17 protein-coding genes are annotated in these 19636 nt (G+C 33.0%); 9 read left to right on the forward strand and 8 right to left on the reverse strand.

Annotated features, from left to right (window positions below; all coding sequences use genetic code 11):
• The first annotated feature begins 2 nt into the window (after positions 1 to 2).
• The 3 genes from H526_RS0119625 to H526_RS0119635 are packed head-to-tail and all read left to right on the forward strand — an operon-like array spanning position 3 to position 2322.
• Positions 3 to 398 (forward strand): DUF2721 domain-containing protein, encoded by a 396-nt coding sequence (locus H526_RS0119625; RefSeq protein WP_027394579.1) that lies wholly within the window; start codon positions 3 to 5, stop codon positions 396 to 398.
• A gap of 44 nt (positions 399 to 442) precedes the next feature.
• Positions 443 to 1894 (forward strand): PAS domain-containing sensor histidine kinase, encoded by a 1452-nt coding sequence (locus tag H526_RS0119630; protein WP_027394580.1) that lies wholly within the window; start codon positions 443 to 445, stop codon positions 1892 to 1894.
• A 20-nt stretch (positions 1895 to 1914) separates the two neighbouring features.
• Positions 1915 to 2322 carry a response regulator gene (locus H526_RS0119635; protein ID WP_027394581.1) on the forward strand — a complete coding sequence of 136 codons (408 nt, stop codon included), beginning with the start codon at positions 1915 to 1917 and terminating at the stop codon, positions 2320 to 2322.
• A gap of 61 nt (positions 2323 to 2383) precedes the next feature.
• Here H526_RS0119635 and pyk read toward each other — a convergent pair whose 3' ends face one another.
• From pyk to H526_RS0119660, 5 genes are all read right to left on the reverse strand, one after another.
• Positions 2384 to 3811: a pyruvate kinase gene (pyk, locus tag H526_RS0119640; protein ID WP_027394582.1), complete on the reverse strand. Its 1428-nt coding sequence runs from the start codon at positions 3809 to 3811 to the stop codon at positions 2384 to 2386.
• Positions 3811 to 4305 (reverse strand): IPExxxVDY family protein, encoded by a 495-nt coding sequence (locus tag H526_RS0119645; RefSeq protein WP_027394583.1) that lies wholly within the window; start codon positions 4303 to 4305, stop codon positions 3811 to 3813. The genes pyk and H526_RS0119645 overlap by 1 nt, the downstream gene beginning before the upstream one ends.
• A 198-nt stretch (positions 4306 to 4503) precedes the next feature.
• On the reverse strand, positions 4504 to 5241 hold the full coding sequence (gene rnc / locus H526_RS0119650; protein ID WP_027394584.1) for a ribonuclease III: 738 nt from the start codon (positions 5239 to 5241) through the stop codon (positions 4504 to 4506).
• A gap of 2 nt (positions 5242 to 5243) precedes the next feature.
• Positions 5244 to 6497, reverse strand: a complete 1254-nt coding sequence (gene fabF / locus H526_RS0119655; RefSeq protein ID WP_027394585.1) for a beta-ketoacyl-ACP synthase II — start codon at positions 6495 to 6497, stop codon at positions 5244 to 5246.
• A gap of 17 nt (positions 6498 to 6514) precedes the next feature.
• A complete protein-coding gene (locus H526_RS0119660; protein WP_027394586.1) occupies positions 6515 to 6748 on the reverse strand; it encodes an acyl carrier protein in 234 nt (77 codons plus the stop codon).
• Between the two features lie 175 nt (positions 6749 to 6923).
• On the opposite strand from H526_RS0119660, the gene purN reads away from it, so the two are divergent.
• Both purN and H526_RS0119670 read left to right on the forward strand, forming a co-directional pair.
• Entirely contained in the window at positions 6924 to 7502 is a 579-nt protein-coding gene (purN, locus tag H526_RS0119665) for a phosphoribosylglycinamide formyltransferase (protein ID WP_027394587.1), read from the forward strand.
• A 2-nt stretch (positions 7503 to 7504) separates the two neighbouring features.
• The gene (locus H526_RS0119670) at positions 7505 to 8140 is read left to right on the forward strand and encodes a ribonuclease H1 domain-containing protein (RefSeq protein WP_027394588.1); all 636 of its coding nucleotides are present in this window, start codon (positions 7505 to 7507) and stop codon (positions 8138 to 8140) included.
• Positions 8141 to 8236: 96 nt separating this feature from the next.
• Here H526_RS0119670 and H526_RS29650 read toward each other — a convergent pair whose 3' ends face one another.
• Positions 8237 to 9307, reverse strand: a complete 1071-nt coding sequence (locus H526_RS29650; RefSeq protein ID WP_051336246.1) for a matrixin family metalloprotease — start codon at positions 9305 to 9307, stop codon at positions 8237 to 8239.
• A 243-nt stretch (positions 9308 to 9550) separates the two neighbouring features.
• Positions 9551 to 10486 carry a M12 family metallopeptidase gene (locus H526_RS29655; protein WP_081415660.1) on the reverse strand — a complete coding sequence of 312 codons (936 nt, stop codon included), beginning with the start codon at positions 10484 to 10486 and terminating at the stop codon, positions 9551 to 9553.
• Positions 10487 to 10756: 270 nt separating this feature from the next.
• Between H526_RS29655 and H526_RS0119685 the strand changes: the two genes are divergently transcribed.
• Complete coding sequence (locus H526_RS0119685; RefSeq protein WP_027394589.1) at positions 10757 to 11686, forward strand: PfkB family carbohydrate kinase; 930 nt, start codon at positions 10757 to 10759, stop codon at positions 11684 to 11686.
• 104 nt (positions 11687 to 11790) lie between these two features.
• Positions 11791 to 13689: an amidophosphoribosyltransferase gene (locus H526_RS0119690; RefSeq protein ID WP_027394590.1), complete on the forward strand. Its 1899-nt coding sequence runs from the start codon at positions 11791 to 11793 to the stop codon at positions 13687 to 13689.
• Between the two features lie 268 nt (positions 13690 to 13957).
• Here the strand turns inward: H526_RS0119690 and H526_RS0119695 are convergent, their stop codons facing one another.
• Positions 13958 to 14566, reverse strand: a complete 609-nt coding sequence (locus tag H526_RS0119695) for a superoxide dismutase (RefSeq protein WP_027394591.1) — start codon at positions 14564 to 14566, stop codon at positions 13958 to 13960.
• 202 nt (positions 14567 to 14768) lie between these two features.
• On the opposite strand from H526_RS0119695, the gene H526_RS0119700 reads away from it, so the two are divergent.
• Together H526_RS0119700 and H526_RS0119705 are read left to right on the forward strand one after the other, a co-directional pair.
• Positions 14769 to 17921, forward strand: a complete 3153-nt coding sequence (locus tag H526_RS0119700) for a UvrD-helicase domain-containing protein (protein ID WP_027394592.1) — start codon at positions 14769 to 14771, stop codon at positions 17919 to 17921.
• 284 nt (positions 17922 to 18205) lie between these two features.
• The gene (locus tag H526_RS0119705) at positions 18206 to 19600 is read left to right on the forward strand and encodes an OmpA family protein (RefSeq protein WP_027394593.1); all 1395 of its coding nucleotides are present in this window, start codon (positions 18206 to 18208) and stop codon (positions 19598 to 19600) included.
• Positions 19601 to 19636 lie beyond the last annotated feature (36 nt).

Consider the following 19636-nt stretch of genomic DNA (forward strand, 5'->3'; position numbering starts at 1 on the left):
TTATGGCACTAACCATGGGAATCCCAGCTTTACTTTTTCCAGCAATATCGTTAACCATGTTGGCTTATAACGCTAGATATTTGGCAATAGCAGCATTAATAAGACAGTTGCATAAGGAATACCTAAATTCACCATCAAAAAACACCGTATTACAAATTAAAAATCTTAGAAAACGATTGTGGTTGATTAGAAATATGCAAGCGATCGCTATTATTAGTTTTCTTACGAGTGTAATTACTATGTTCTTATTATATGTAGAAAATAATAGCTTAGCGAATTTAATATTTGGGATAAGTTTATTTGCTTTGATGATTTCGCTTTTATTATCATTTATAGAAGTACAGATTTCTACAAAAGCATTGTCTATAAGGTTGGACAGAATAGAAGAAAACAATTAGAAATCCTTATATTGTTAGAACGTTTATATTTTAACCAACTTTAAATGCTCCAGAATGAACTTTTTAACAATGTGATGCAAGACTTCAATACGGGTTATTGGGAGTTGCATATCGATCCGTATAGAGAAAATTGGTCAGAAAGATTTTATGAAATTCTTGGATACTCTAAAGATGAAGTCCAATCAAATTTTGATTATTTTTTAGAGCATCTTATTCACAAAGAAGATATTGATGTCTTCAGAGATAATTTCTTGAACTATCGAATAAATACGGTAAATTTTAAACAGCATATTAAAATATTAAATGCTAAAGGAAATTATCAATTATTTCGTTGTGTTACTAATGATGCATTACCTGTAAATATTAAGGCAGAAGCTAGTTTTGTTTTTTTCTTCGAAATTAAACTTGAACCAGACAAGACTATAAAAAAAGATAATTTCTACTATAAAGAGACTGCTCAAATGACTGCTACAGGCAGTTGGTATGTAGATTTTCATAAAAAAGAAAGTTCTTGGGATTTTGAAACTTATAGGATACTCGAGTATCCGGAAGATTATAAACCATCTCTAAAAGATTCGGCAAATTATTATTCTGAAGATCATAGACAATTGGCAGCTGATTGTTTTTTTAATTGTGCTATGATGGGAACTCCATTTAATACCGAAATTAAAATGGTTACTGCTAATAATAGGGAGTTTTGGGCAAGAGCAATCGGAAAACCAATATATAACGAGAACAAAGAAATTATTGGTATTCGAGGAGTTTTTCAGGACATTGATGATATTAAAAGAAAAGAAGTTAGTTTACAGAAATCAGTGGACATTATTGCCGCCCAGAATTCTAGATTATTCAATTTTGCGCACATTGTCTCACATAATCTTAGATCACACACAAGTAACTTGTCCTTATTAGTTCAGCTTATAGAAGATATTGATGATCCCAAAGAAAAGGAGGAGTTAATTAAAGAAGTGAAGACAATTTCGACTAACTTAAATACTACGATAGAACATCTTAACGAGATTGTTACTATACAGACTAATAATAAACAAGAAAGAGTACCAATTAAATTTAAAGACGCTTTAAAATTGGTAGTAAATGGTATTAGTCATATGATTAGCAATAGTAACGCTGATATACAAGCTGATTTTAATGAAGTAGAAGAGATTGCCTATATACCGGCGTATTTAGAAAGTATCTTACTCAATTTAATAACGAATGCAATAAAATATAAACATCCAGATAGAGAACCTATTATTTTTATAAAGACATATGTAGATGATGGAAATAAGTTTTTAAAAGTTTCTGATAATGGTGTAGGTATTGACCTGAAACTCTTTAAAGATAAAGTGTTTGGGATGTATAAAACTTTTCATTACAATAAAGATGCTGTTGGCATCGGATTGTTCTTAACAAAGAATCAGGTAGAATCGATGGATGGTACTATAAGTGTAGAAAGTGAAGTGAATAAAGGAACTACTTTTACAATAGGATTTTAAACACACATAATTCTTATATAATGGGCGATAAAATAGAATTGGCATGCATTATCGATGATGATAGTGTCTATGTAAATTTGGTAAAACGAATAATTGAAGCAAAACAGCTTTGTAAAAATTTATTAGTTTTCGAAAATGGAAAAGAAGCTTTGAGTTATTTTGAAGCTATTTTAACTAATGTAAGCGAAGAAAATATTCCTGAAATAATTTTTTTAGATCTAAACATGCCAGTTATGGATGGTTGGGAGTTTTTAGAACAATTTATCAGTATTAAAAATAATTTTGGGAAAGTTATTACACTATATATTGTTAGTTCTTCTATTAACCCACTCGATATTACTAAGGCAAAGAACATAAAAGGTGTAAAGGATTACTTAATTAAACCTGTAACAATTGAAGACTTAGAATCGATCTTTAGTGTAGCGTAAAAGAAAAAAGACTTCTTATTAAGAAGTCTTTTTTATAACATTTAGATATTATGAGGTATGCTTACATCTGCGATACTCTTAATGTATTTACCATTCCTTTTTCGGCGACTGGCATTGCGGCAAGATTAATTAACATGTCGTTTTTTTCAACAAAACCTCGTTCTAAGGCTAAATTGTTAACGTCTTGTACTGTTTCATCAGTACTCACATATTTATCATAATAGAAGGCTTTTACTCCCCATAATAGACTAAGTTGAGAAAGAATTCTTCTATTACTGGTAAAAACTAAAATATGAGCTCCAGGTCTCCAAGCAGAGATCTGAAAAGCAGTATATCCACTATTAGTAAGTGTGCAGATTGCTTTAGCCTCTATATCGTTAGCCATATGTGCAGCGTGATAACAAATAGATTTGGTAATAAATCTATTTGTTCTAATATGAGGTGGACTTTGAGGTACTTGTATTAATTCAGAGTTCTCAACACTATTAATAATTTTGGTCATAGTCTCAATAACCTGCACTGGATATTTACCAACAGAGGTTTCACCTGATAGCATAACCGCATCCGCACCATCCATAACAGAATTAGCAACATCATTAACCTCTGCACGTGTTGGGGTTAAACTATCAATCATAGTTTCCATCATCTGAGTGGCAATGATTACTGGAATTCTTGCTGTTTTAGCTTTTAAAACTAGTTTCTTTTGTATAAGAGGAACTTCTTGAGCAGGGATTTCTACTCCAAGATCTCCTCGCGCTACCATTAAACCATCGCAGTATGCAACAATTTTATCAATGTTTTCTACACCTTCAGGTTTTTCGATTTTAGCAACAATAGGAATTTTATGTTCACTATGTTCTTTAATTAAATCTTGTAATTGAATAAGATCCTGTGCGTGACGCACGAAAGATAATGCGACCCAATCAACCTGTAGACTACAAGCAAAAATAGCATCCTTAATATCTTTTTCAGTAAGAGCCGGTAATGAAATATTTGTATTAGGTAAGTTCACCCCTTTTTTAGATCTTAGAGGTCCACCTTGAATTACTTTGGCCTTTACGGTATCTTTATTATTAGAGGAAACTACTTCGAAAATTAATTTTCCATCATCTAGTAAAATTCTTTCCCCTGATTTTACATCTTTAGGAAAAGTATCATAGTTCATATAAACACTTTCTGCGGTACCTTCAAAAGGCTTTCCTGTGACAAAATTAATATGATCACCATCATTAACAATGACATCTCCTTTCATAACACCAACCCTTAATTTAGGGCCTTGTAAGTCTGCTAGAATAGCTGCATTGTAGCCATGTTTAGAACCTAAATCACGTATCATTTTAACTCGTTCTTTTACATCTTCATAGTCAGCATGAGAAAAATTAATTCTAAAAACATTTACACCCGCATCTAGCATTTTTTTCAATACATCTTTTGTACTGGTAGCGGGTCCAAGTGTTGCCACTATTTTAGTTTTCTTAGTTTTCGGCATTATTCAAATATTAAGTTGTTCTTTGATTTTAGTTGTGTATAATCTACTACGTAAGCTGTAATAATTTGTGGTATAGTAAGTAGATTAGTAGTTAATGTTTTACTTGAAAACTGAGAAGTTTCAGCTTCTATTTTCAGAAAGTAATCCACATTTTTTAGTTCTGGGATGAGGTGTTTGGTAACATAGCGTTCTTCCGTTGCCTCAGCAAACAAACCTTCTGTTGGCGCACTATCAGATTTAACTTTTGTCTTAAATTTATTTCCCAAAAGACTATAAGTATTATATTGAAAATGGTCATGATATTGAAACAGCGGAAAACTCGCCGATTGGGCATCATATTCAAATTTTATATCTTGATCTTTTCTGAAAAGTCTAAGATCCATATATTTATTTAACGCAAAAGCTAATCGATATGAAGCTAGCGAACTATGGATGGCAATTAGATCATAATCATCATCTTCTAGGGTATCTAAAATTAACCTTTGGATTGCCATTAAAATTTATATTTTTCCAGAATTATCGAGAAATATACAAATAAAATCTCCTTAGGAGTTTAATAAAACATAAAGATATTGTACGAAAACGATTGAGTTAGTATCTTTTAGGTAAGCATGGGTAAAAGTGACGTTAAAATGACAATTTTATAATCTATTAACAGCTTTTTAGAATAGAAATAAAAGAAAACTAAATTTTTATGGGAAATTAATTTTGGATTGAAATGCGAAATATGCTCTTTTAGAAGCTTTTTCTTCAGCTTTCTTCTTAGAAGTTGCTCTTGCTTTTGCTACTACTTTTTCATCGATCCAGAGTTTTACCGCAAAATGTTTCATTTCATCTTTTCCGGTATCTTCATAGATTTCATAGTTAAAATTCTTCTTTACCTTTTGACACCATTCTATCAACAAACTTTTATAACTAATAATTTGTCCTTCTAGGCTTTCAATGTCTACATAAGGATTGATAACAGATTCGTGTATAAAACGTTCACAATAAACAAATCCTCTATCTAGATAAATTGCCCCAATTAATGCTTCGAATAGATTACCATGAATATTTATACCAAATTGAGATTTTGGGATATTAGTTCTTACTAGTTCTATTAATTTAAGATCTTTTCCTAGTTCGTTTAGGTGTTTTCTACTTACTACTTTAGCTCGCATCTTGGTAAGATACCCTTCATTACCTTCAGGCACTTCTTTAAATAAATGGGCAGCGATAACGCTACTAAGCATGGCATCTCCAAGAAATTCTAGTCGTTCATAATTAACCGCATTTCCTTTTTTATCCTTAAGGTTTAGAGATCGATGCGTAAAAGCTTTTTCGTAAGGGCCAATGTTTTTGGGCTTAAAGCCTACGATATTTTGAATTTTAGAAAAAAAATTCCCGTTCTTATCAGAGCGGGAATTTAATATGTTGCGAATAACACTCATTATTATTCGTCTAGTTTTTTAAATAATACACAAGCATTATGACCTCCGAAGCCAAATGTGTTACTCATTGCATACGTAATCTCACGTTTTTGAGCTTTGTTTAGTGTTAAATTTAACCTGTTGTCTATGTTTTCATCCACAGTAGTGTGATTGATCGTTGGAGGCACGATGCTATGTTGCATTGCAAGTATAGAAGCAATTGATTCTATAGCTCCAGCTGCACCAAGTAAGTGTCCAGTCATAGATTTTGTTGAATTTATATTCATGTTAGGTGCGTGATCACCAAAAACTTTAGTAATAGCTTTCAATTCTGCAACATCTCCTAAAGGAGTGGATGTTCCATGAGTATTTATAGCATCTACTTGTTCTGGGTTTACACCTGCATCTCGTAAACAATTAAGCATTACACGTTCTACTCCAATCCCATCTGGATGCGGGGCAGTCATGTGATAAGCATCACTAGACATTCCACCACCAACAACCTCTGCATAGATTTTTGCGCCACGTGCTTTTGCGTGTTCATATTCTTCAAGGATAAGAGCACCACCACCTTCTCCTAGGACAAAACCATCTCTGGTTGCATCAAAAGGTCTCGAGGCAGTTTCCGGACTCTCATTTCTTGTAGATAACGCATGCATAGCATTAAATCCTCCCATACCAGCAATTGTAACTGCTGCTTCACTTCCTCCTGTTACAATGATATCGCAATGTCCTAAACGAATATAGTTTAGAGCATCGATCATAGAATTGGCTGATGAAGCACAAGCCGAAACCGTGGTATAATTAGGTCCCATAAAACCATTTCTAATAGAAATGTGACCAGGAGCAATATCGGCAATCATTTTTGGGATGAAGAAAGGATTGAAACGCGGTGTTCCATTTCCATTGGCATAACCAATTACTTCTTCCTGAAAAGTTTCTAATCCACCAATACCAGCACCCCAGATAACACCAACTCTAAATTTATCAACCTTCTCAAGATCGATAGCAGCATCTTTTATAGCTTCTTCAGAAGAAACAATAGCGTACTGCGCAAACTTATCAAGTTTACGTGCTTCTTTTCTTTCGAAATAATCTGTGGGATTATAATTTTTGACTTCGCAAGCAAATTTAGTCTTGAAATGTTCGGTATCGAAATATGTAATGGGTGCGCAACCGCTTTTACCATTTACTAATCCATCCCAATATTCTTCAATATTGTTACCGATGGGCGTCAATGCCCCTAGTCCTGTGACTACAACTCGCTTAAGATTCATATTGTGTTGTGAAGTTATTACTTTGCGTCTTCAATATAAGATATTGCTTGACCAACTGTTGCAATGTTTTCAGCTTGATCATCTGGAATCTGAATATCGAATTCTTTTTCGAATTCCATAATCAATTCTACAGTGTCTAACGAATCAGCGCCTAGGTCATTTGTGAAGCTAGCTTCAGTTACAACCTCATTTTCGTCTACTCCTAATTTGTCAACGATTATCGCTTTTACTCTTGATGCAATGTCTGACATAATGTTTAATTTTAATTTTTTAATTAGGTGGCAAAAATAAAAAACTTTATTTTAAAACCCCACAATCCGCTAAAAATGTATTTGTATTTTATCAAATATATGGAAGTATTGGCTTTTTGCTACCTAAAAATGGATAATAATTATTTTTTTTGTGCTCTCTAAAACAACTCTATCTATGAAGCGTATCATAATTTTTGCTTCCGGTTCCGGTACCAATGCCGAGAATATAATTAAATACTTTCAAGAACGGAAAAATGCCGAGGTTACACATGTGTTTTCTAACAACCTGCGTGCCAAAGTTTTAAAACGTGCTCATGACCTTAAGGTAAAGGCCTTACACTTTGATAAAGAATCATTTTATACGTCTAATGATGTATTAAATATATTAAAGGACGCACAGCCTGATGTAATAGTTTTGGCGGGATTCTTATGGATTTTTCCTAAAAAGATTATTGATATTTTTCCTAATAAAGTGATTAATATACATCCAGCATTACTTCCTAAATATGGTGGAAAAGGAATGTATGGTAACCACGTGCATGAGGCAGTAGTAAGAAATAAGGAAAAAGAAACAGGTATAACTATTCATTATGTGAATGAACATTATGATGAAGGTGCCATTATTTTTCAGGCAAAAACTCCTGTAGAGCAGCATTACTCAGCTGATGATGTCGCTAGGGCAATTCATGAATTAGAATATAAACACTTTCCTATCGTTATAGAAGAACTTTTGTTTTCTGAAGGAGATAAATAATTATGGCAAAAAAGGAAAAGTTTTATGTTGTCTGGGAAGGACACAAACCTGGAATTTATACCAAATGGGATGATTGTAAAGCTGCGGTAAAAGGATATGCTAGTGCAAAATTTAAGTCATTCGAATCTTTTGATTTGGCCAAAAAGGCATACAATGGTAATTATGAAGATTATAAAGGGAAAAGTAAACCTAAATCTTCTCTTACTAAGGAACAATTGGCAAAAATAGGAGAACCTAACTTATATTCTATTGCAGTAGATGCAGCATCAAGCGGAAATCCTGGTAAGATGGAATATAGAGGCGTGGATACACAAACAGAGAAGCAACTTTTTCATCAAGGTCCTTTTCCTCAGGGAACAAATAATATAGGTGAATTTTTGGCTTTAGTACACGGATTGGCATATCTAAAAAAGAAAGGAAGCGATCGAATTTTATATACAGATTCTAGAATTGCTATGGGTTGGGTGCAAAAAAAAATGTGTAAGACAAGACTAACACGTAATTCTAAGAATAGAGAGATGTTTGATTTGGTGGATCGTGCAATTCTGTGGCTCAAAGAAAATAAATATACTACTACAATTGTGAAATGGGAGACCAAAGCCTGGGGAGAAATTCCAGCTGATTTTGGTAGGAAATAAAATTCCGAATACTACCTAATTACTATTGTTAAAAAAAATGCTCTGAAATTTTTATCAGAGCATTTTTTAATATTTTACTTGTTTTGTGAATGATTTTTATCCACCACAAGGTCCTAGGTTACTCCATCCTGAAGCAGTTCTTTGGTATAAATCTCCATTATAAGTCACTTGATCTCCAGTAGAATACGAAGTACTACCATTGTATGGAGCTACACCATCACAAGGATCAGTGCTAACGGGACCACACGCTCCAAGATTAGACCATCCACTAGCAGTTCTTTGGTATAAATCTCCGTTATAAGTTACTTGATCTCCAACGGAATATGAAACACCTCCGCTATATGGAGCTACTCCGGCACAAGGATCACCGCCTGTATCAGGAAATGGATAGATGGAACCAATAAAAGCTTTGTCGGTTGCAGATAATTGATTGTTAGAACCTACTCCAACTCCATCCAATGTATGCTCTGCAGGAATTGGGTAATGCATAATTGATAGTGGATCATATGTGCTATAATTAGTAATACTAGCCTCATAACGTCTAAAAAGGTTATTATCAACTTGTGCTCTAGACCAATTATTTGGTGGTCCAGCATAGTATGCGTAAACAGTTTCTTTATCCCAATTAATTCCAGCAACAGGATTCTGATGCTCATGAATTAATCCCAATGCATGTCCGAATTCATGGATTGTTGTTCTTCTAAATTCTGCATCCGTGGTACTATCATTAAACCACCCAAAATGCATACTATGTGCAAAATCGTTAGAATCAGTTCCTAAATAAGACCATGAACCTGCTTCATTTGCATATTGACCTTCTCTAAAAGCAATTTTGATGTTTGCACTACTGTTTGAAGAAACCCATTCAAACTTAAGGTTTGCATAGTCTTCCCATTGCACAGCATATTGTCTAACCTTAGATTGAACAAAGCTGCTTCCGTTTAAAAATTTTATTCTAATCGTTTGACCTGTTTCCCATTGTTTATCTTTAACGCTGGTAGCTTTTGCGCCATAAGGAGAATCCCACTTAGCAATACATACATGTGCACTTTTAGCATAATCAATTTCATTCGTTTCAAAAACATCTTCTGTATCCTTATCACAATTTGAAAGAGAAAATGAGACTAGTGTAGCCAGAGCTAGTCTGGCGAACTTATTTGTTTTCATAATGTAGTTGAGTTTGTTAAATATTTCATAAAATTAACACAATTTTAGTAAGAAAACAAGTTTTTTTGAAGGAAAATAATTTTTAACCGTAAAATTATTGTGGTAAAATCATAAAAATATCAATTAATATCAGTGCTGATAAAATTGTTAAAATTGAATAGAAGTACCCTGTTGTTTATACTTCAGGGTACTTCTATTTATTGCTTATAATGGTGTTATTTAAGCAATAAGTTTTTGTGATTATTAGCTACCGCATGCTCCAAGGTTATTCCATCCACTTGCAGTTCTTTGGTATAAATTACCTTGATAAGTTACTTTATCACCTACAGAATAAGAAGTATTATTATTATAAGCTGCTACACCATCACAGTTGCCTCCACCAGAAGTAGTACCTGGATAAATAGAAGCTATAAAAGATTTATCTGTTGCTGATAGTTGCGTATTACTTCCTACAGCAACACCATCTGTAGTGTGTTCTGCTGGAATAGGATAGTGCATAATAGATTTTGGATCGTATACACTGTAGTTCGAAATATTAGCATCATAACGTCTGAAAAGATTATTGTCTACCTGATCTCTACTCCAGTTGTTAGGTGGTCCTGCGTAATATGCATATACTGCTTCTTTATCCCAGTTTATGCCCGCTACAGGATTCTGATGTTCGTGAATTAAACCAAGTGCATGTCCAAATTCGTGAATAGTAGTTCTTCTGAATTCTGTATCGGAAGTATTGTTGTTAAACCACCCAAAATGCATACTGTGCGCTTGATTATTCGAATCGGTTCCAAGATATGACCAAGATCCTCCATCATTTGCAAATTGGCCTTCTCTAAAACCAATTTTAATGTTTGCACTACTATTAGACGCCACCCATTCAAATTTAATGTTAGCATGATTTTCCCATTCTACAGCATACTGTCTTACTTTGGATTGAACAAAGTTATTTCCATTTAAAAACTTTACTCGGATAGTTTGACCAGTTTGCCACTGTTTGGCTTTTAGGCTAGCAGCTTTAGAATTGTTGTCGCCTGTGTTCCATTTTTCGATACAAACATGAGCTGATTTTGCAGCTTCATTTTGATTCGATTCAAAAACATCTTCAGAATCTTTTTCACAATTAAATAATGAAAATGAAATCAAAGTTGTTAAAACCAGTTTAGTTAATTTGGCTTTTTTCATAATAATATAAAGTTTGTGTATTAGTTATATAGAAAACAGTTATAAATATGAAGACCCTACCTTTTCTAGGTAAAATATCTTTCATTAAATATTTTATTTACAAACGATTTTTAATTTTTTAGGAAGTAATTATGAGGTGTAAAAAGTTTATATTAAGTAACAATACGTTCTTTTAAACACATGAAGATTATTGAAGTAACCAAGTTTGTTACAATCATATAATTACTTAAAAGTAAAGCGTATATTTGCAAAAAAATTATAAGCTATTTTATGAGCAAATTATTGATAGTAGGTTCTGTTGCTTTTGATGCAATCGAGACGCCTTTTGGCAAAACAGACAAAATTTTAGGTGGAGCAGCACCTTATATCGCACTTTCGGCTTCTAACTTTAATATTCCATCAGCAATTGTTTCGGTTGTTGGAGAAGATTTTCCTAAAGACTATTTTAAAACACTAGAAGAAAAGAATATTGATACTTCTGCAATAAAAATTGTAGAAGGTGGAAAAACTTTTTTCTGGAGAGGTAAGTATCACAATGATTTAAATTCTAGAGATACTTTAGAAACGCAGCTTAATGTACTTGCAGATTTTCAGCCGGTTGTTCCGGATAGTTATAAAGATGCTGAGATTGTAGTATTAGGTAATTTAAACCCACTGGTTCAGCTTAGTGTTCTTGAACAGTTTGAGGTAAAGCCAAAGTTAGCAATACTAGATACTATGAACTTTTGGATGGAAGATGCATTTATCAATGATTTGCATAAAGTAATTGCCAAAGTAGATGTTATTACTATCAATGATGAAGAAGCAAGGCAGTTAAGTGGTGAGTATTCTTTGGTTAAAGCAGCAAGAGTGATCGAAAAGATGGGGCCTAAATATGTGGTGATTAAAAAAGGAGAACACGGGGCACTGTTATTTCATAATGGTCAAATTTTCTTTGCTCCTGCATTACCATTAGAAGAAGTTTTTGATCCAACTGGAGCAGGAGATACTTTTGCAGGAGGTTTTGCAGGATATTTGACTAAAACAGGAGACCTTTCGTTTGAGAGTATGAAGAAAGCAATTATTCACGCTTCTAATTTGGCTTCCTTTTGTGTAGAGAAATTTGGAACGGAAAGAATGGAGAATTTAAAACGGGAAGAAGTTCAGAAACGACTTCAGCAATTTAAGGAACTTACGCAGTTTGAAATAGAATTGTCTTAATGATAAATAATTAGCCCTGCTCGTTTCGTGTAAGGGCTTTTTTAATTGGCTATTAATATTAGACCTACGATATACAAACACAACAATAGAATTTTTGGAATACAATGAGTGATGCCTTAAAACATGAATGCGGAATAGCATTTATTAGACTACTAAAACCATTAGAGTATTATAAGGAGAAATACGGAAGTGCATTTTATGGAGTAAATAAAATGTATCTGATGATGGAAAAGCAACATAATCGTGGACAAGATGGAGCCGGATTTTCAAGTATCAAATTAGATACACCTCCAGGAGAGAGATATATAAGTAGAGTTCGTTCGAGCGACTCTCAGCCAATTCAGCATATATTCTCCCAGATTAATGATAGAATTAATAAAGAACTTGTCGAACATCCAGAGTATGCTGATGATGTTGATTTACAGAAAAAAAACATTCCATATATAGGAGAGGTTCTTTTAGGTCATGTTCGTTATGGAACTTTTGGAAAAAACAGTGTAGAAAGCGTCCATCCGTTTTTGAGACAAAATAATTGGATGCATCGTAATCTTATCGTGGCGGGTAACTTTAATATGACTAATAATAATGTGCTATTTGATAATTTGGTACGATTAGGTCAGCATCCAAAAGATCATGTTGATACCGTTACCGTGATGGAGAAAATTGGACATTTTTTAGATTCTGAAGTAGCTAAATTATATAAGAAACTGAAAAAAGAAGGTTTTAGTAAAGTTGATGCATCTCCACAAATTGTAGAAAGATTAAACGTTGCCAAAATACTTAAAAAATCTTCAAGAGATTGGGATGGAGGATATGCAATGGCAGGAATGTTAGGACATGGAGATGCTTTTGTGCTTAGAGATCCTGCAGGAATAAGACCTGCTTATTATTATCATGATGATGAGGTAGTTGTAGTGGCTTCAGAAAGACCAGTGATTCAAACGGTGTTTAATGTTCCTTTTGATAAAGTGATCGAATTGGACCCTGGAAAAGCCATTATTGTTAAAAAGAATGGAAAAACATCTATAAGTAAGATCATTGAACCTTTAGAAAGAAAAGCGTGTTCTTTTGAACGTATTTATTTTTCTAGAGGGAGTGACGCCGAAATTTATGAAGAAAGAAAAAAACTAGGGAAACTTATAATGCCACAGGTGTTAAAAGAAATTAATCACGATACAGTGAATACAGTGTTTTCTTTTATTCCTAATACTGCAGAAACTTCCTTTTACGGAATGGTAGAGGCAGCTCAGGATGAACTTAATAAACAAAAAAACGAAACGATACTTTCTGAAAAAGAGTCATTAACAGACGAACGTTTGTCAGAAATACTTTCTGCTAGACTTAGGACAGAAAAATTAGCTATTAAAGATGCTAAACTAAGAACGTTTATAACAGAAGACAGTAGTAGAGATGATTTAGTGGCTCACGTATATGATGTTACATATGGTGTAGTAAAATCTGAAGATAATTTGGTGATCATAGATGATAGTATCGTAAGAGGTACTACACTAAAGAAGAGTATTATCAAGATGCTTGATAGACTAAAGCCAAAAAAGATTATTGTAGTTTCTTCTGCACCGCAGATTCGTTATCCTGATTGTTATGGAATTGATATGGCCAGGCTAGAAGGGCTTATTGCTTTTAAAGCTTCATTAGCTTTACTAAAAGAGAATGGTAATTATGATTTAGTAGAACAGGTATATGAAAAGTGTAAAGCGCAGGAAAATCTAGCAGATGAAGATGTTCAGAATTTTGTGAAAGAAATATATAAAGGTTTTACGGATCAAGAAATAAGTGATAAGATCGCTGAATTGTTAAGTGATGAAACAGTAAATGCAGAAATAAAAATTATTTATCAAACTGTGGATAATCTACATATTGCGTGCCCTAAGAATTTAGGAGATTGGTACTTTACAGGAGATTATCCTACTATTGGGGGTAATAGAGTAGTGAACAAAGCATTTATAAACTTTTTCGAAGGTAAAGATGAGCGAGCGTACTAAAAAAATAATTTTCTGCGTTGTTAAAATCAGTTAATTTGTGTATTTCAACAAGTATTTTAGCTTTTCATCTAAAACATTTTTACACAATGAAATAACGCTTTATATTAGCAGAGCCATAGCATAAGTAGGTTAAGTTCATGGTAGATTTGGGGCAAAAAAAGGTGGACTTTCCACCTTTTTTTATTTTATAATATTTCGTAAAATATTTATATAAAAAAAGAGTCATATATACAATACGACTCTTTTTCTTTTTTATATGACTGAACTATTATTTGCCCTTAGCGTATCTGGTAGAAACTTCATCCCAATTAATTACATTAAAAAAAGCATTAATATAATCAGGTCTACGATTTTGGTAGTTTAAATAATAAGCGTGTTCCCAAACATCTAACCCTAAAATTGGAGTACCTCCACAACCAGTGCTTGGCATTAAAGGATTGTCTTGGTTAGGAGTTGAACAAACTTCTACTTTACCGCCTTCTAGAACACAAAGCCAAGCCCATCCAGAACCAAATTGTGTTGCTGCTGCTTTAGAAAAAGCATCTTTAAAAGCTTCAAAAGAACCAAAAGCATTATTTATTGCATCAGCTAGCTCACCAGAAGGAGCGCCTCCTCCATTTGGAGACATGATTTCCCAAAATAAGCTGTGATTATAAAAACCACCACCATTATTTCTAACAGCTCCATTAGACATATCTAGGTTTATCAGAATGTTTTCTATAGTCTTACCGTCTAAATCTGTACCAGAAATAGCCGCATTTAATTTACTAGTGTATCCAGCATGATGCTTATCATGATGAATTTCCATGGTACGAGCGTCTATATTAGGTTCTAGTGCATCAAAGGCATAGTTTAATTTTGGTAATTCGAATGACATAATCTATTTTTTAGTTAATAAGAAAAAAATGAAACCAAATTTAGGAATAAGAGCGATGAATAAAAATTAATATCTGTTATAAATTAATTAAATTGATTTTTTTTCAAACACCTTCTTATGATCTAATAGAGTTAAATTTATTTTTAATAGTAATTCGACTTTGAAAACTACGCTTTTTTGATACTTTAGTAAAAAAACAGACTTGAAATCTCCATATCCCTTTACAATTTATAACGCAGCAGCAGGCGCTGGAAAAACCTATACATTAGTAAAGTCATATTTGATAGCACTATTTACTGGTGAGTATCAAGATGCTTATAAAAATATTTTGGCGATTACTTTTACAAATAAAGCTGTTAGTGAGATGAAAACTAGAGTTTTGGAAAACCTAGTTGGGTTAAGTAATGTAGAACTATCATCAAAGTATCAATCTTTAGTGGATGATATTATTAAGGAAACTGGTTTAGAGGAACAAATAATAAAGAAAAAAGCCGATAGGATTCTTAAAAGCATATTGCATAATTATGCAGCTTTTGATATCGTAACAATAGATACATTTACGCATCGAGTAATAAGAACATTTGCCCGCGATTTGGGTATCCCTATGAATTTTGAAATAGAAATGGATACTGAATCACTAATTGAAGAGTCAGTCGATGCTATTATAGCTAAAGTAGGAGAGGATAAAGAGCTTACAAAAACGATTATAGATTTTGCATTAAGTAAATTAGAAGATGATAAGAATTGGGATATTACAGTTGAGTTAAATAAGATAGCACGTCTATTATTTAGTGAAAATGATCGTATGCACTTGGATAATCTTTCTGATAAAACAGCAGAAGATTTTAAAGGCTTAAAAACGACTCTGATTTCAAGAATTTCAAAGGATAAAAAGAGTATTATTTCAAGTTCTAAAGAAATTCTGGATCAAATAAGAGAAAAAGGAATAGAACATAAAGATTTTACTCGTGGATCAATTCCGGCCCATTTTAAAAAATTAGAACAAGGGGATACTAATGTTGATTTCAAGGCTTCTTGGAAACAGAGTATTCAAGCGGCTTCATTTTATGGCGCTAAGTTGGATGTAGTTAAGAAAGAATCGATAGATGCAATACGTTCTTTGATCGAACAAGTTTTTTTAGATACGAAGCAAAAAATTCTTACGATAAAGCTTTATGAAAATATTATTAAAAATTTAATTCCGCTTTCTGTATTAAATATTATTAATAAAGAACTTCAAAATATTAAAAAAGAAAGAAGTATTTTACTGATATCGGAGTTTAATAAAATAATCAGTGAAGCAATTCAAGACCAACCTGCGCCTTTTATATATGAGAGACTAGGTGAACGTTATAGAGATTATTTTATAGATGAGTTTCAGGATACCTCGGAGCTCCAATGGAATAATATGATCCCTTTAATTGATAATGCAATATCTTCTGAAACATTAAGTGGTAAAAGAGGGCAATTGACGATAGTAGGAGATGCTAAACAAGCCATATATCGATGGAGAGGAGGAAAAGCAGAACAGTTTATTGATTTGTCCTTGGATCAAAATCCATTTTCTATTGAAGAAAAACAGGTTCTGAATTTACCCAGAAATTATCGCAGTCATCAAGAGATTATTAGGTTTAATAATGATTTATTTACTTTTTTATCAAATGATTTCAGTAATGATTTACATAAGAAATTATATCTACTAGGAAATAATCAGGAATATAATGATAAGAAAGAAGGATATGTAAAACTTTCTTTTATAGAGGCTAAAAACGTAACAGAAGAAAATGAACTTTATCCAGAGAAAGTCTATGATTCGGTTTTAGAACTTAGGGGAAAAGGATATTTGTTAAATGAAATATGCATCCTAACCAGAAAACAAAAGGAAGGAGCTTTGATTGCTGATTTTTTAACAGAAAAAGGGCTTTCGATTATTTCATCAGAAACGCTATTGCTTAAAAATGATCCTAAAGTATGTTTTGTTATCGATATGCTTACTTGGTTTGTGTATCCAGATGAACTGTTGTCTAAAACAAGAATTTTAAATTTTATTACAGAGGAGTTTTCTATTTCAGAACAGCATCGTTTTTTAAGCAAATTAGTTTTTACAAATAAAAGAGAGTTTTGCGATCAACTTAAATTATTAGGAATAGATTTTAGTTTTCATCAATTAGATATAAAGCCTTTTTATGAAGCCGTAGAATACATAGTAAGTAGTTTTAAACTCACGGAAGCATCACCAGCATATGTGCAGTTTCTTTTGGATGTAATTTTTGCGTACACTCAAAAAAACGCAGAAGGTGTTGTAGGGTTCTTATCTTACTGGGAGCATAAAAAGGAGAAATTAAGTATCATAGCTCCCGAAGGAGAAGAAGCAATTCAAATAATGACCATACATAAATCTAAAGGATTAGAATTTCCTTGTGTGATTTATCCATATGCGAATATTGATATTTATAGGGAAATAGAACCAAAAACATGGTTTCCGGTTTCTAAAAATGATTTTAATGGGTTTGAAGAGGTTTTTATAAACTATAGCAAACAGTTGTCAGAATATAGTACAAAGGCAGAACAGATTGTGCGGGAGCATCAATCTCAATTAGAGTTAGATACTTTTAATTTATTATACGTTGCTTTAACGAGAGCAGAAGAGCAGCTATATGTTATTTCTAAAGCGGAAATTAACAGTAAAGGAGAAACAAATTTCAATAAATTTTCAGGGAAACTTATTAATTATTTAAAACATATTGGTAGATGGAATAATGAACAACTGTTGTATGAATTTGGGAATCCTAAAAAACCAGATACAGAAGGTATAGTTAATGATTCAAAAACAAAAAACATAGTACTTCGTAGGCTAGAGAATTCTCAAAAGAAATACAAAGTATATGTCGTAACTAATTCAGGAAAACTGTGGGGTACGTTGCAGGAATCTGCTATAGAAAAAGGAAATGTAATTCATGAATTAATGGCTTCTATTTATACCTATAAAGATTTAGATAGCGTGGTGGAAAATGCATTAGAAACCGGCTTAATAAGTCATTTAGATAAAGAATCGCTTCATAAGGAGTTAAAAATGGTGTTAGATCACCCAGAACTCTTTAAATATTTTTCGGATAGTAATATCGTACTAAACGAAAGGGATATCATTTCAAATGGTCAGATCTATCGACCTGATAGAGTTACAATTGACTCTAACGGGTTTGCTTATGTAATTGACTATAAGACAGGGGAGTATAGTTCGTCTCATGCTAAACAACTTGAGGAGTACAGCATGCTTCTTCAAAAGTTAGGATACAAACTAAGTAAAAAGATACTAGTATATTTTAACACCGAAATCACTTTAAAATATATATAAATAACAATTATTTTCGTAATTACTAGTAGAAATTTACGGATAAAAAATATTTTTATCTTATAATTGTACCGTAATTATAAAAATTAGAATCATAAATTTCGGCTTAATACGTCATTTTTTTCACATTTGTTAAGGGCTTAGGGACTTAAAATAAGGCTTCAAAAACTTCGCAAAGGTCGATATACACTGGCCTATTAAGAAAAATTTATTAGTTTTGTCTTTGACAGTAATTTTTAACATATTACATTTGCTCTAATTAACACTTAAAAATTAAATTATTGAATATGAAACATCTTAGCAGATTTTTAGTGGCTTCGTTATTAGTACTTGGGTTTAGTACTGCGAATGCACAGGATGAAAATAACCCTTGGGCAATATCGATTGGCGTTAATGCTGTTGATATTTTTCCTACTGGAGGAGATTTACCTGTACAGGGAGAAATCTTTGACGAGTTTTTTAATGCCACGGACCACTGGAACATTCTTCCATCTGTATCTAAACTATCAGTTGGTAGATATATAGGAGACGGATTTACTTTTACTGTTGCTGGTACAGTTAACAAAATTGATAAATTAGGAGAAACCGCTGATGGAACTCAAGTTAGCGCTAATGACTTATCTTATTACGCAGCGGATGGAACAATAAGTTATAGTTTTAAAAACGCAATAAAATCTAAGTGGTTTGATCCATACCTCGGTGTAGGTGGAGGTTATACTTGGGTTGATGAAGTTGGTGCTGGAACTTTAAATGGTTCTTTAGGTCTTAACCTATGGTTAACAGAAAACCTTGCGTTCAATCTTCAAACTACTTACAAGCATGTCTTTGAGGACTATGAGACTGGTGGTTATCCTCCAACTCATTTCCAACATTCTGCAGGAATTACTTTCGCTTTCGGAGGTAAAGATACTGATGGTGATGGTGTATTTGATAAAGACGACGAGTGTATCGACGTTCCTGGTTTAGCTGAATTTAATGGATGTCCTGATACTGATGGTGATGGAATCACTGATGCTAAAGATGACTGTCCAGATGTTGCTGGTACAGCTGAATTTAACGGATGTGCTGATACTGACGGTGACGGAATTGCTGATCCTAAAGATGAGTGTCCTACAGTTGCTGGTTTAGCTAACTTAAACGGATGTCCTGATGCTGATGGTGATGGAATCACTGACGCTAAAGACGGTTGTCCTAACGAAGCTGGTCCTGCTGCTAATAACGGATGTCCTTACCAAGATAAAGATGGTGACGGAGTATTAGACAAAGACGATAACTGTCCTGATGTTGCTGGTACTGTTGCTAACAATGGTTGTCCTGAAGTAACTGAAGAAATTCAGAAAACATTAAACGAGTATGCTGCTCAAGTATTATTTGACTCAGGTAAGTCAACTATCAAAGATCAGTCTACTAAAGTATTAAACGATATCATTAAGATTCTTAAAGAATATCCTACTGCTAAATTTACTGTAGAAGGACATACTGATAGTCAGGGTGCTGCTAAATCTAACCAAAGATTATCTGATTCTAGAGCTAACGCTGTTAAGAATTTCTTAACTGAAAATGGAATCGATCAGTTTAGGTTATCTGCTGTTGGATATGGAGAAGATAGACCAATCGCTTCTAACAAAACAAGAGCTGGTAGAGCACAAAACAGACGTGTAGAGATCAACTTAGTGAAGTAATTATTTTTCACTAAATAAATATACATAGATAAAACG

Source organism: Aquimarina latercula DSM 2041 (assembly GCF_000430645.1).
GTDB classification, from domain to species: Bacteria; Bacteroidota; Bacteroidia; order Flavobacteriales; family Flavobacteriaceae; genus Aquimarina; species Aquimarina latercula.

What these genes read in the sequence shown, in the direction of transcription:
- H526_RS0119630 (WP_027394580.1), top strand. Translation starts at nt 443, where the DNA reads ATGCTCCAGAATGAACTTTTTAACAATGTGATGCAAGACTTCAATACG.
- H526_RS0119660 (WP_027394586.1), bottom strand. Translation starts at nt 6,748, where the DNA reads ATGTCAGACATTGCATCAAGAGTAAAAGCGATAATCGTTGACAAATTA.
- H526_RS0119670 (WP_027394588.1), top strand. Translation starts at nt 7,505, where the DNA reads ATGGCAAAAAAGGAAAAGTTTTATGTTGTCTGGGAAGGACACAAACCT.
- pyk (WP_027394582.1), bottom strand. Translation starts at nt 3,811, where the DNA reads ATGCCGAAAACTAAGAAAACTAAAATAGTGGCAACACTTGGACCCGCT.
- rnc (WP_027394584.1), bottom strand. Translation starts at nt 5,241, where the DNA reads ATGAGTGTTATTCGCAACATATTAAATTCCCGCTCTGATAAGAACGGG.
- H526_RS0119625 (WP_027394579.1), top strand. Translation starts at nt 3, where the DNA reads ATGGCACTAACCATGGGAATCCCAGCTTTACTTTTTCCAGCAATATCG.
- H526_RS0119705 (WP_027394593.1), top strand. Translation starts at nt 18,206, where the DNA reads ATGAAACATCTTAGCAGATTTTTAGTGGCTTCGTTATTAGTACTTGGG.
- H526_RS0119685 (WP_027394589.1), top strand. Translation starts at nt 10,757, where the DNA reads ATGAGCAAATTATTGATAGTAGGTTCTGTTGCTTTTGATGCAATCGAG.
- H526_RS0119690 (WP_027394590.1), top strand. Translation starts at nt 11,791, where the DNA reads ATGAGTGATGCCTTAAAACATGAATGCGGAATAGCATTTATTAGACTA.
- fabF (WP_027394585.1), bottom strand. Translation starts at nt 6,497, where the DNA reads ATGAATCTTAAGCGAGTTGTAGTCACAGGACTAGGGGCATTGACGCCC.
- H526_RS0119645 (WP_027394583.1), bottom strand. Translation starts at nt 4,305, where the DNA reads ATGGCAATCCAAAGGTTAATTTTAGATACCCTAGAAGATGATGATTAT.
- H526_RS29655 (WP_081415660.1), bottom strand. Translation starts at nt 10,486, where the DNA reads ATGAAAAAAGCCAAATTAACTAAACTGGTTTTAACAACTTTGATTTCA.
- purN (WP_027394587.1), top strand. Translation starts at nt 6,924, where the DNA reads ATGAAGCGTATCATAATTTTTGCTTCCGGTTCCGGTACCAATGCCGAG.
- H526_RS0119695 (WP_027394591.1), bottom strand. Translation starts at nt 14,566, where the DNA reads ATGTCATTCGAATTACCAAAATTAAACTATGCCTTTGATGCACTAGAA.
- H526_RS29650 (WP_051336246.1), bottom strand. Translation starts at nt 9,307, where the DNA reads ATGAAAACAAATAAGTTCGCCAGACTAGCTCTGGCTACACTAGTCTCA.
- H526_RS0119635 (WP_027394581.1), top strand. Translation starts at nt 1,915, where the DNA reads ATGGGCGATAAAATAGAATTGGCATGCATTATCGATGATGATAGTGTC.